General features: G+C 70.4%; 6 protein-coding genes and 1 pseudogene. 2 read left to right on the forward strand and 5 right to left on the reverse strand.

The genetic code is table 11. From position 1 onward, the window contains the following. Nucleotides 1-163 precede the first annotated feature (163 nt). Both E4A48_RS11760 and E4A48_RS11765 read right to left on the reverse strand, forming a co-directional pair. Nucleotides 164-388 carry a hypothetical protein gene (locus E4A48_RS11760; protein WP_237654931.1) on the reverse strand — a complete coding sequence of 75 codons (225 nt, stop codon included), beginning with the start codon at nt 386-388 and terminating at the stop codon, nt 164-166. Next, nucleotides 385-9072, reverse strand: a complete 8688-nt coding sequence (locus E4A48_RS11765) for a GH36-type glycosyl hydrolase domain-containing protein (RefSeq protein WP_260607947.1) — start codon at nt 9070-9072, stop codon at nt 385-387. Before E4A48_RS11765 ends, E4A48_RS11760 begins: the two co-directional genes overlap by 4 nt. Before the next feature lie 722 nt (nt 9073-9794). Between E4A48_RS11765 and E4A48_RS11775 the strand changes: the two genes are divergently transcribed. Next, nucleotides 9795-10145, forward strand: coding sequence for a nucleotide pyrophosphohydrolase (locus E4A48_RS11775; RefSeq protein ID WP_039007253.1), 351 nt, complete (start codon nt 9795-9797; stop codon nt 10143-10145). Nucleotides 10146-10290: 145 nt separating this feature from the next. Here E4A48_RS11775 and E4A48_RS20580 read toward each other — a convergent pair. From E4A48_RS20580 to E4A48_RS11790, 3 genes and pseudogenes are all read right to left on the reverse strand, one after another. Further along, nucleotides 10291-10578 (reverse strand): annotated as a pseudogene (locus E4A48_RS20580) (DNA-binding protein); the annotation flags it as partial. A 195-nt stretch (nt 10579-10773) separates the two neighbouring features. Beyond that, nucleotides 10774-11424 (reverse strand): HD domain-containing protein, encoded by a 651-nt coding sequence (locus E4A48_RS11785; protein WP_142742479.1) that lies wholly within the window; start codon nt 11422-11424, stop codon nt 10774-10776. Nucleotides 11425-11490: 66 nt separating this feature from the next. Further along, on the reverse strand, nt 11491-12075 hold the full coding sequence (locus tag E4A48_RS11790; RefSeq protein ID WP_142742480.1) for an alpha-ketoglutarate-dependent dioxygenase AlkB: 585 nt from the start codon (nt 12073-12075) through the stop codon (nt 11491-11493). A 183-nt stretch (nt 12076-12258) separates the two neighbouring features. Between E4A48_RS11790 and E4A48_RS11795 the strand changes: the two genes are divergently transcribed. Continuing rightward, entirely contained in the window at nt 12259-12582 is a 324-nt protein-coding gene (locus E4A48_RS11795; protein ID WP_260607948.1) for a hypothetical protein, read from the forward strand. The last annotated feature ends 23 nt before the right edge of the window (nt 12583-12605 follow it).

Genomic DNA, 12605 nt, shown 5'->3' on the forward strand with positions numbered 1-12605 from the left:
CGTGGAGCGCAGTGTTGCCGCAGGCGACGTGCAACCCGGGTGACCATGCCGTGAGGCCAGCGTGGCGGGATCGGCGCAGCGCCCTACTGCGCGGTGCTGCGGCGCGCTATCGATTGCCGAGCGATGCACACGATGGCATGCGCTCGTGGAACGAGGATGCCACTCAGTGCGGCAACAGCCGCGTATCGATCGCGTACTCGGCGAGCATCGCCGCCAGCACCTGCCGCGCCTGCGCGCGATCGCCCGGGTCCGCCGCGTCCAGCAGTTCCTGCGCGAGCGCACTGAACTGCGGCCAGAACTCGGCCGGATGGCGCAGATGCGCGGTCCACTCCGGCAGCATCGCCGCCATATGCGCCAATGCCGCCTGCGTCTGCGCGCGCGTGTTCATGTCGGCGCGCGCGGCTGCCGCCATTGCACGCGATGCGTCTGGCCGTCGTCGGCCAACGCGATGCGCGCGTCCTGCTGGCGCAGGCCGTCCAGGAACAGGCCGCTGCTGTCGTCGGCATCCGTGCCGGCGTGCGCCTCGCCGGCAAGCGACTGCAGCAACTCGATGTGATAGGTACTGCTGCCGTGGCGGTACTGCAGTTCGCAGCGCTCCCAGTCGGCCGGCAGGCAAGGCCGCAGGCGCAGGCTGTCGCCTTCGCGCTGCAGGCCGAGCAGCGATTCGACCAGCAGCCGGTACATCCAGCCGGCCGAGCCGGTGTACCAGGTCCAGCCGCCGCGGCCCACGTGCGGCGCCACGCCGTAGACGTCGGCGGCGAGCACGTAGGGTTCGACCTTGTAGCGCTCGCTGGCCGCCGCATCCAGGCTGTGCTGGATCGGGTTGATCATCCGCGCCAGTTCCCAGGCGCGTTCGCCATCGCCGAGGTGGGCGAAGGCCATCGCCGCCCACACCGCCGCATGCGTGTACTGCCCGCCGTTCTCGCGCACGCCCGGCACGTAGCCGCGGATGTAGCCGGGGTCGTGCGCGATGCGGTCGAACGGCGGCTCCAGCAGCTGGATCAGGCCGGCGTCGCGCTTGACCAGGTGCTGGTCCAGCGCAGCCATCGCCTGCCGCGCGCGCGCCGGTTCGGCGGCGCCGGACAGCACCGACCAGCTCTGCGAGATCGAGTCGATGCGACATTCGTCACTTTGCACCGAACCCAGCGCGGTGCCGTCGTCGAACCACGCGCGCCGATACCAGCCGCCATCCCAGGCATGCGCTTCGAGATTGCCGCGCAGCGCGTGCGCCGCCGCATCGCACTCGTCGGCGAAGGCCGCATCGTCGCACCCGCGCGCCAGCGCCGCGAACTGCTGCAGCACGTGGTACAGGAAGAAGCCCAGCCACACGCTCTCGCCCTTGCCGCCCTCGCCCACCCGGTTCATGCCGTCGTTCCAGTCGCCGGTGCCGATCAGCGGCAACCCGCGTTCGCCGAGCAGGGCCATGCCGCGGCGCAGCGCCTGCACGCAATGCGCGTACAGCGGCGCACGCTGGTTCGACGGCACCGGCAGGTCGTAGTACGACTCCTCGTCGGCGCCGACCGCGCGGCCTTCGATATAGCGCACCTCTTCGTCGAGCACGCCGCGGTCGCCGGTGACCTGCAAGTAGCGGCACGCCGCCAGCGGCAGCCACAGGTAATCGTCCGAACAGCGCGTGCGCACGCCGCGGTCCTGCGGCGGATGCCACCAGTGCAGCACGTCGCCCTGCGGGAACTGGTGCGCGGCGCTGGCCAACAGGTGCTCGCGCGCCAGCGTCGGGGTGGCGTGGACCAGCGCCATCATGTCCTGCAACTGGTCGCGGAACCCGAACGCGCCGCCGGACTGGTAATAGCCGCTGCGCGCCAGGTAGCGGCAGGCCAGGGTCTGGTACGGCAGCCAGCCGTTGACCAGCAGGTCCACGCTGGGATCGGGGGTCTTCACCTGCAAGCCGCCGAGCAGTTGCCGCCAATGGATGCGTACCGCGTCCAGCGCGTCGTGCGCGGCATCGCGGCCGCGCATGCGCCGCGCCAATTCCACCGCGGCCTCGTGGTCCTTGCCGGCGCCGAGCCGGAACACGGTCTCGCACTCGGCGCCGGCGGCCAGGCTCAGCGGCACCTGGATCGCCGCACACGGATCCAGCCCGGCGCCCAGGCGTCCGGACAGGCGTTCGCGGCGCAGCGCCTGCGGGTCGCCCATGTCGCCATTGCGGCCGAGGAACTCGGTACGGTCGCCGGTATAACTGCGCGTGGTCGCGTCCACATCGAAGAACGCAGTGCGCGCAGAGAACTCGGCGTTGTACGGGTTGTAGGCCAGCAGTGCGCCGTGCGCGCCGTCCTGCTCGGTGACCACGTGCATCTGCGATTTCACCCGCAGGTCGCCCAGCACCCATTCCACATAGCCGGTCGCCGACAGGCGCCGGCTGCGGCCGGACAGGTTGCGCAGCTTCAGCACCGAGAACTTCACCGCCTCGTGCAGCGCCACGTACACCCACAGCTCGCTGGCGATGCCGTCCTGCACGTGTTCGTAGACGCTGTAGCCGAAGCCATGGCGGGTGCGGTAATCGCCCTCGCCGCGGCGCGGCAGCGCCTGCGGCGACCATACCCGGCCGCTGTCTTCGTCGCGCAGGTAGAACGCCTCGCCGCAGGCGTCGCCGACCGGGTCGTTGTGCCACGGCGACAGGCGGAACTCGTGCGCGTTCTCGAACCAGGTGTAGCCGGCGGCACTTTCGCTGAGCACCGTGCCCAGCTGTGCATTGGCCAGCACGTTGGACCACGGCGCCGGCGTCGGCGCACCCTCGCGCAATGCGATCAGGTATTCGCGGCCGTCGGCGGCGAAGGCGCCGGTGCCATTGTCGAACAGCAGCTCCGGGTGCGCCGGCGCGAACGGCCACGGATCCTCCTGCGCATCGCCGGCCGCATGCGCGGGCGCTGCCAGGGCCTGCGCCTCGGCCAGCGCGGCGGCCGGCAGCGGCACCAGCTCGGGCACGCCGCGCGGCGGCGGCAGATGCCGGCCGATCTGCGCGGCCAGGGTGCCGCGCTGGTCGCTGACGATGACCCGCGCCACCACCTGCAGCAGGATGCGGTCCTCCTGCGAGATGTTCTGCACCGGGCGCACGAAGATGCCGCCGGGGCGCTCCAGCACGCTGGCGTCCGGATCGGCCGCGACCATGCCCAGGATCTGCTCCTGCAGCTGTTGCCGGTAGCCGCTCTGGCTCTCGTTCCAGATCACCAGGTCCGCATGCAGGCCCTTGAGCCGCCAGTAGGCATGCGCCTGCACCATCTGCCGCACCAGTTCGATGTTGTCGGCATCGCCGATCTGCAGCAGCGCGATCGGCAGGTCGCCGGAGATCGCATGGCCCCACAGCCCGGACTGGCCGCGCCGGTTCTGCAGCAGCAGTTCGCTGTCGGCGCGCAGCGCCGGGTGCACGTACACCATCAGCCCGGCCAGGCGCTCGTATAGCTGCGCATCGGCCTGCGAGGCGTTGATCTGGCGGCGCACCACCTGGCTGTGGGTCCACGCCAGATCGAACACGCGGTCGGCCAGGTGCCGGTCGCGGTACTTGTCGATCAGCGCGGTGCACGCGGCGCGGTCGCCGCCGACGCCGTAGACCATGTCGATCACTGCGGTCTGCTCCGGCGCCAGCACGATCCGGCAGCGGATCGCGACCACCGGGTCGAGCACCGACCCGGCGGTGTCGGACAGCACCGCATCGTGGCTCAGCGCGCGCGGGGTGCGCGCGGTATTGCCGCGACCGAGGAAGCGCGCGCGGTCGGTTTCGTAGGAAATCGCGCCGATGTGCGCATCGTGCACCGCCACCAGATGGAACATCCACGGCGCCACCTCGTCGTGCGCGCGGGTGCGCCGCGTGCAAAGCAGCGCCTGCGTGTCGCGAACGATCTCGGTCTGCACGAACAGATTGCTGAAGGCCGGATGCAGCTCGTCGGCGATGGCCGGCGCCAGCACCACTTCGGCATAGGTGGTGATCTCGATGGTGCGCGGCTGCCGCGACCGGTTGCTGACCCGCAGCCGGCGCAGCTCGATGTCGTCCTCGGCGGAGATCGCCACTTCCAGGTGCGTGTCGAAGCCGCGCTTGCGGCCGCGGAACTCGGCCTTGGCATCGGAGAAGATCGCTTCGTAATGGTCCACCTTCACCGCGGTGGGCTGGTAGGCGGCCGACCAGTAGTCGCCGCTGTCCACGTCGCGCAGGTAGCAGAAACTGCCCCAGTGGTCGCGGGTGCCGTCCTCGCGCCAGCGGGTGATGGCCATGTCGCGCATGCGGCTGTAGCCGCCGCCGGCGCTGGTCAGCAGGCCGTGGTAGCGGCCGTTGGAGAGCAGTTGCACCGCCGGCCGCGGCGCGCCCGGATCGCGGAACACGCGCAGCTGGGTCTCGTCCTCACGCGCATCCTGGGGGCTGCGTGCGGTGCCGTCGGCCTCCTGCGGATGGAACACGCCCACCCGCGGAATCCGTTCCTGCAGCAACAGCAAGGTGGCCTGGAATTCGGCATCGGCGGCGAAGCGCTTCTGCATCGGCTGCTCGCGCAGCAGATGGTCCAGCGCCAGCAGGCCCATGCCCTGGTGATGCGCCATGTACGAGCGGATCAGCGCCTGGTCCTGGCCGGGCGGGACCCGGCTGGGAGTGTAGTCGATCGCCTCGTGCAAGCCGAAGCGGCCGCCGAAGCCGGCCTCGGTCAGCCGCTGCAGGTTGGCGCAGGCCGCTTCCGGGGCCACCATCAGCGCCATCATGCTGGCGTACGGCGCGATCACCAGATCGTCGCCGAGCCCGCGCTTGAGGCCCAGCCCAGGCACGCCGAACGCGCGGTACTGGTAGTTCATCCGCGCATCGACCGCGTTGTAGCCGGACTCGGAAACGCCCCACGGCACCGCGTGCCGTGCGCCGTGTGCGATCTGCGCATTGACCGCATGCACCGCGGTCTGGTCGAGCAAGGTGTCGGCATAGCTGGGCATCACCAACTGCGGCATCAGGTATTCGAACATCGAGCCGCTCCACGACAGCAGCGTCGCTTCGCCATCGACCTCGGTGAGCTGGCGGCCGAGCGCGAACCAGCTTTCCTGCGGCAGCTGGCCCTGGGCGATGGCGACGAAGCTGCACAGCCGCGCCTCCGACGCCAGCAGGTCGTAGTAGCCCTGGTCCAGGCGCCGCTCGTCGACGTTGTAGCCGATCGCCAGCAGCCGCCGCGCCGGGTCGTAGAGGAAGCCGTATTCCATCAGCGACAGCTGCCCGGCGATATGCGCCAGGCGTTCGAGCTGGTGGATGCGCGCGCGGGCGCGCTCGGCGGCTTCGGCATTGTGGGTCTGCGCGGCCAGCGCGCGCAGCGTCGGCAGCGGCGCTTCGGTTACCGGCAGGCACGCGTCGTCGCGATCCGGCGCCGTCGCCCATGGCGCGAACTCGCGCAGTTCCTGCTGCGCGGCATTGCACGCATCCAGCAGGACCTGCGGCCAGTGCGGCGCCAAGGCGTCGGCGGACTGCTCCGAGCCCACGGCCGGCGGCGGCCAGCGCTCGGCGATCGAGGCCGCCGGCACGGCCAGCGCAACCAGTGCGTGCCAGGTCTGCGGCAGCGTGGCCGGCGGGGTCGCGCACAGCGCCTGCAGGCGCTGATCGAAGTCGTGCAGCGCCGCCTGCGGCAGCGCCGCTGCGGCTGGATTGTCCTGTGCGGCCTCGCGCAGCACGCCGAACGTGTCGGCCAACCCGTCGAAGCTGGCCACGGCCAGCAACGGCGCATCGCACAGCGCCAGCAGGCCCTGGCGCAGGGTCAACAGATGCCCGGCCAGGTTGCCGCTGTCCACCGTCGACAGGTAGGCCGGCGGCAACGGCAGCAGGGTCTCGGTGTCGTACCAGTTGTAGAAATGGCCGCGGTGGCGCGGCAGCGTCTCCATCGTCGCCAGGGTCAGCCGAGTGCGGTCGATCACCCCGCCCGGCTGCAGGTAGCCCAGGTCGTAGGCGGCCAGGTTGCCGAGCAGGGCCAGGCCGATGTTGGTCGGCGAGGTGCGCCGCGCCACCACCAGTTGCGGATGTTCCTGCACGTTGTCCGGCGGCAGCCAATGGTCCTGCGCGCGCATGTGCACTTCGAAGAACGCCCAGGTGCGGCGTGACAGCCGGCCGAGGAAAGCGCGCTGCGGCGGCGCCAGCTGCGCGCGGCGCGGCGCGGCGGCATGCCCCATCCACGCCATCAGCGCCGGGGCGACGATCCACAGCGCCAGGATCGGCGCGGCGACCCACAGCGCATGCGGCTGCCGCCAGGCCAGCACGGCCAGCAGCGCCAGCGCGCACAGCGCCGCCGGCGCCATCCCGCTCAGCTCGGCCGCATTGCCGCGGCCGAGGCTGCGCGCCACATCGCTGGAGGCATGCCATTGCAGCAGGTGGCGCCGGCTGACCAGCATGCGCCACAGCGTGCGCACGATCGCCAGCGCGGCGTAACCGGCCTCGTACGGCAGGCAGGCCAGCGCCACCAGCGCGCGCTGCAGTTGCGTGACCACCGCCTTGGCCAGCGTGCCCAGGTGCATGCGCCAGGCCATGTCCGATGGCTTGGCGACCAGGTCGTGCAGCGCCGGCACCATGATCGGCAGCACGAACAGGCCCAGCAGCCACGCGGTCCACGCCGCCGGCCGCGGCAGCCACAGCCAACCGATCGCCAGCAACGCGGTGGCAGCGATCGGCACCAGGCTGCGGCGCAGGTTGTCCAGCAATTTGCCGCGCGACAGCCGCGACAGCGGCGTGCGCCGGTAGCGACCGGTGGCGTCCGGCACCCACGGCAGCAGCCAGGGCAGCAACTGCCAGTCGCCACGGATCCAGCGCGCGCGGCGCTTCACATCTGCCGCATAGCGCGACGGATAGTCCTCGAACAGGCGCACATCGCTGACCAGGCCGGCGCGCGCATAGCAGCCCTCCAGCAGGTCGTGGCTGAGGATGCGGTTGTCGGGCAGGCGGCCGTCGAGCGTCTGCTCGAACGCATCCACGTCGTAGATGCCCTTGCCGACGAACGAGCCTTCGCCGAACAGGTCCTGGTACACGTCGGACACGGTGCGCGTATACGGATCGATGCCCGGCTCGCTGCCGAACAGGCGCGCGTAGCGAGTGATGCGATGGCCGCTCATGCTGCTGCCCACGCTCGGCTGCAGGATGCCGTAACCGCGGGTCACCCGGCCCAGCGCCGGATCGATGCGCGCGCGGTTCAGCGGATGCGCCAGGGTCGCGACGAACTCGCGCGCCGCATCGCGCGGCAGCCGCGTGTCCGCATCCAGGGTGATCACGTAGCGCACCTGCGCCAGCAGCGCGGTCGCGCCGATTACCTCGCTGAAATCGGCATCGGCCGCGCCGCCGCGCAACAGCCGGTTCAGGGCCGCCAGCTTGCCGCGCTTGCGCTCGTGGCCGATCCAGGCGCGCTCGCCGGCGCTCCACAGCCGCGGGCGGTGCAGCAGGAAGAAGCGGTCGCCGCGTTCCGGCGCATAACGCTGGTTGAGCCGCACGATGTGCTGCGCCGCATGCTCAAGCAACGCAGCGTCGCCAGGCAGCGTGGCCTGCGCGGCGTCCAGGAAATCGGTCAGCAGGGCGAAATGCAGCTGCGCATCGCGATTGGCCAGGAACCGCACCTCCAGCGCCTCGGCCAGTTCGTCGATCGTGGCAGCATCGCTGAGCATGCTCGGCACCACCACCAGGGTCCGCGCGCCGGCCGGAATGCCTTTGGAAAAGTCCATTCGCGGCAACGTGCGCGGCGCCACCAGCAGCGTCGCCGCCCAGTTGACCAGGGCCACGCCCAGTTCGCTGAACACCAGCGCGCCCAACAGTGTGGTCGTCACCCACAGCCAGACCGGCTCCATGGCCAGCACCTGCAGTTGCTCGAGCAGGGCCGCGCTGCCGAATGCGGCGATCGCCGCGATCGGCAGCAGGTACGCCGGCAGCGGCAACGTGCGCCGCGCCACGTGCGGCCGGCGGCGCGCACGCGGCAATGCGGCGATCGCCGCCGGCAGGTCGCGCTGGCCATCGTCGACCAGGTAGTAGCCGACGTGACGCTGGTCGTCCAACGACGCCGCCTGCGCCAACTGCAGCACGCACGCGGCCACCGCGTCCTCGCTGGCGCCGCTGCGCAGCGCCAGCAGCTCGACGCTGTGCCGGTAGCTGTCGCGGGTCTGGAAATCCATCTGCGCATAGGTGCCGTGCGGATCGCGGCGCAGATGCGCTTCGACCGCGCTCAGCTCCTCGACGAAATCGCGCCAGTCCATCGTCGCCAGCAAACGCAGGCTGGCGATGCTGTTGCTGATCGAGACCTGGTCGGCGGCCTGCTGCTGGCTTTCCGCGTGCACCATGTCGTCGATGCGTTGGCCGCCATCGGCCAGCCATTGCTCGACCCAGGTCACCGGCATCGCCAGCACCCCGCCGCGCCCGTGCAGCCCGCGCACCAGCTCGGCGACGAACGCGCCGGACAGCGGCGGCTGCGAGCGTGCCATGTCCGCGACCACCAGCACCACGCTCTTGGGATCCTGCGCGGCGGTGGTATTGAGCCGGTCGGCCCAGTCGCTGGCCAGGCGGTGGTCGATGCCGTCGCGCATCACCCGCGCCGCGACCCGGCGCAGGTTTTCCAGCAAGCCCAGGCGCAACATGATCGGAATCGCCCACAGTTCGCCCAGCATCAGCGGCGTCACCGTCTGGTAGGCGGCGATGAAGCGGCTGGCCATGTCGGCATCGATACGGCCGTCGCCGTGGGCGATCGCGTCCATCGACAACGCATAGACGCGCGGCAACCCGGCCGAGGCGCCCTGCGCCAGCGCCGGCAGCTGGCGGCTATAGCCGGCAGGCAGATGCCGCCGCGCGATCAGGATCTGTTCTTCGACCAGGTAGAAGTTGTCCAGCAGCCACTCGCCAGCCGGGGTCACGCGGATGTCGTCGCGCACCATCGCCGCGAGCATCGCCAAGGCGTCGCGCAGCACGTCCTCGTTCTGTTTCAGCCGCGCCAGCAACACCTCGGGACTGCGCCCGCCGCGCACCCGGTGGCTGCGCGCCAGGGCTTCGCCGTGCGCGGCCATCTGTTCGGCGCTGAGCAGTTGCGCGCGCAGCGGCTCCTCGGTCGGCAGCCGCGTGCGGCCATGCTGCAGGAACATGGCATGCATGCCGGAAAGGCCACGCCGATAAGAAAGCAGCCGTCTACGCAACGCACGCCAGGGGGACGCCATGATGATCCAGAGGGGCCACAGAGCCCGCTTGGCTTGATGCATAACAGGCGCCGGCAGCGCCAGGCGTGAATGCGCGCAGCGCGGAGCACGTGATTGCCGATCGTGCAAGCGTCGCTGCGCGAGAGACAGCCGCGCTGCGGTTGACGCTGCGGTCGACGCACGGCGCGCCGCTGGCGTTCAGGCGCCGATGCGTGCATCGTCGCCGGTTGGCGCAATCGGCGGTCATTGCATCGCGATTGCGCAGAATGCGGGCGCTGCGACAGTGGCGAAGGGCCGCGCCAACGGTACGCAGCGCGCGCACAAGCCTACGCGCATGGCGCCACAGCACCGACAACGCATGCGCCACGCCAGCAACGGCGCCCGGCTCAGATCCGCGGGGTCGCCAGGAAGCGCGCGCGTTTCTGCAGGGTGCGGCGGCATATCTCGGCCAGGGCCTGGCTCTCGGTGGCTTCCAGCATCGACGCGAACAGGCGCTGGAAACGTGGTCTCGGCGGTGTATGCGCATCCCGCGAGCACGGCGCAGTGGTCTCGCCTGCCATCGCCCGCTGGCGCGCGGAAAACCGCGACTGAGGCCGTGCCGGCGCCGCCTGCCGCCGCGAGCGGATCCGGCGCTGCATTACCATGCGGTTTCCCGCCCACGACTCAATCCCATGCCCGACAGCCTCAACGACCTGCAAGCCGCCCAGCGCGCGTTCGCCGACGCACGCGAGTGGGGCAAGTTCCACACCCCACGCAATCTGGCCGCGGCGCTGTCGGTCGAGGCGTCGGAACTGCTCGAGCATTTCCAATGGCTCACCGACGAGCAGAGCCGGCAACTGTCGGACGACAAGAAGGCCCAGGTCGGGAGCGAAGTGGCCGACGTGCTGCTGTATCTGCTGCAGTTGTGCGACAAGCTGGGCATCGACCCCATCGAGGCGGCGCGGCAGAAGATGCAGGTCAACGCCGCCAAATACCCGGTGGACCGCGCCAAGGGCCGCATCACCAAATACACCGAGTTGTAGCGGCGGCAGCGACTGCACTGCCTCGCGCCCGCCTTTTTACCTTGTAGGAGCGGCTTCAGCCGCGACAGGCGCTGCCCGGAGAGCCTGTCGCGGCTGAAGCCGCCTACAAAGGATTGAAAGCAGCCTGCGCGATAGCGCGTACGCCCTATCGCGCAGCGGCCTTGTTCGCCGCGCTCTTGCGCACGCTGGCGCCCTTGGTCTGTGCGGCCTGCTTCGCCGCGGCCGAACGGGTGCTGGCGATACGCTTCTTGGCGGCCGTCTTGGTCTGCGTGGACAAGGCCTTCTTGGCTACGGCCTGCGTGGCGGCCTTGCCCTTGCTGGCGGTCTTCGGCACCTTCTTCGCGCCGCGCGAACGCGTCGGCGACGGTGAGCCGGCCTTGCCGCCCTTCGCCTGTTCCTGCGCGACCTTTTTCTTGGTGGACTTGGACGCGGTCTTGGACGCGCCAGTCATCATCCGCACCTTCATGCACCTTCTCCCGACCGGAGAAGGGAACAGCCGCAGCGCTTTAGCCGCTCTCCCCCGGGAGAGGGGTTGGGGTGAGGGTGCGGCGCGAAAGCGACTCGCTGATCCAAGCGCACGAAACTGCGCCTGTCAGCATCGGAGGCTACGCCTATCGGCGCCGGGCAACTACGCCAACGAAGGCGCCGCAAGCGCGCCGGCATCGTCCACGGCAAACACAACGCCCGCCAACGCATGCATCCGCGCCACCGCCGCCGCGAACGGCCGCAGCAGCGCCACGCCGCGTTCGGCGAACACCGCATGCAGCGCGGCGTAGTACCACAACGTCCCCTCGCGGCCGGCAGTGAAGCGTTCGAACACCTCCACACCCACCTCGGGGTCTTCCAGATCCGCAACGATACTGCGCGCGTTGTAAAGCTTGTCGCAGGCCGACACCAGCAACACCGCACCCGTCGCCTCGCGCAGATGCGCCAGATAGGCCTGCTTGCGGGTGCGCCAGTCGCGGCGCCTGGCCGGCACGTCTTCTTGCGCCGCCTTGCGCTCGGCGCTGGCGTCGGTGCAGCCCATCACGATCGCCGCTACCGCATCGCCGAACTGCGCGCGGATCAGCGCCTCGTGGCCGGCGCCGCAGTCCTCGACCACGTCGTGCAGCAACGCCGCAATCGCCTGGTCTTCGTCGCCACCGGCTTCCAGCACCAGCGTCGACACGCCCAGCACATGGCTGAAATACGGCACCGTGCCGCCCTTGCGGAACTGGCCGGCGTGGGCGATACGCGCGTAATCTACGGCACGCGCATAGCGTTCGGTGAGAGCGGTCATGCGGTCTTCCTGACGGAGCAGACCCGCATTATTGCGGAATCCGCACGCCATCGCGGCGCAAACGGTTCAGACCGGCGGCGGCCGCACCCGGAACACCACGCTCATCCGCGGCGCCACCGGCCTGTCGGTCTTGGGGATGCCGTGTTCGTGGCTGAGCTGCGAGGCGTGGCTCATCGCCAGCAGGCTGCCCGGCGCCAGTTCCACGCCGATGCTCCTGCGCGCGCCGGCCTTGGCGCGCAGGTTCATGCGCCGCGGCGCGCCCAGCGACACCAGCGCGATCGGATGCGGCGCCAGCAGCGTATGCAGCGTGTCGTGATGCATCGCCACGCTGTCGCGGCCGTCGCGGTACAGGTTCAGGCCCACGTCGGTGTACGGCGCCGGCACCCGCGCCTGCACCGCCGCATGCAGCGCGCGCAACGGCAGCGCCTCGGACAGCGCCTGCAGGCGATACGCCGCCAGCAGCCGCGGCACGTCCACCACCCGGTCGTACATCGGCCGGCGCAGCTGCTGCCACTGCGCGCCATCGCGCAAGGCGGCGAACCACGCCTGCGCCAGCTCCGCATCCAGCAGCCGCGGCCAATAGCGGATACCGCCCTCGGCATCGGCCACCAGGCAATGCAGCGCGTCATCGGGCTGGGCGAACAGGTCCATGGGCACAAGATGGGGGAGCGGCAAAGAAGACGCCATCCCAGCATCTGAACGGATCAGCGGCTGCGACGCGGCGCAATGTCGCAGCCCGCGATGGGAATTCTTACTTTTCGCCCGCACTGCGTTAACGTTGCGCTTGGGAGCATGCAGAATGTACCTACATCACAGCACAGGCGAGACGCACGCATGACCGCAGCGCGCAGGACGACGGAAAGCATGACCACAGCAGCCGCCACGCCACTCCACAGCGCCAATGGCGCCCACGCAGACGCCCCAGGCAGCGGCGCCAAGGCGCCAGTTAAAGCGCCAGCCAAAGCGCTCCGCGCACGCGGCGCACCGGCCACCCGCAGCAAGGTGTTCCAGTCGCCCCTGTCTGCGGGCGGCACCGACAGCGACCTGCGCCGACGCGCGCAGCGCACGCAATTGGCGACCAGGGTGGCCGCCGTCGGCACGATTGCCGCCGTGGCGGCGGTCGCCGCGCTGATCGCCTGTCGGCGCGCGCGGCGCTAACACCCCCCGGCAATCGCGCGCCG

Origin of the sequence: Xanthomonas translucens pv. cerealis (assembly GCF_006838285.1) — a bacterium.
GTDB lineage: Bacteria > Pseudomonadota > Gammaproteobacteria > Xanthomonadales > Xanthomonadaceae > Xanthomonas_A > Xanthomonas_A cerealis.

What these genes read in the sequence shown, in the direction of transcription:
- E4A48_RS11760 (WP_237654931.1), bottom strand. Translation starts at nt 388, where the DNA reads ATGAACACGCGCGCGCAGACGCAGGCGGCATTGGCGCATATGGCGGCG.
- E4A48_RS11765 (WP_260607947.1), bottom strand. Translation starts at nt 9,072, where the DNA reads ATGTTCCTGCAGCATGGCCGCACGCGGCTGCCGACCGAGGAGCCGCTG.
- E4A48_RS11775 (WP_039007253.1), top strand. Translation starts at nt 9,795, where the DNA reads ATGCCCGACAGCCTCAACGACCTGCAAGCCGCCCAGCGCGCGTTCGCC.
- E4A48_RS11785 (WP_142742479.1), bottom strand. Translation starts at nt 11,424, where the DNA reads ATGACCGCTCTCACCGAACGCTATGCGCGTGCCGTAGATTACGCGCGT.
- E4A48_RS11790 (WP_142742480.1), bottom strand. Translation starts at nt 12,075, where the DNA reads ATGGACCTGTTCGCCCAGCCCGATGACGCGCTGCATTGCCTGGTGGCC.
- E4A48_RS11795 (WP_260607948.1), top strand. Translation starts at nt 12,259, where the DNA reads ATGACCGCAGCGCGCAGGACGACGGAAAGCATGACCACAGCAGCCGCC.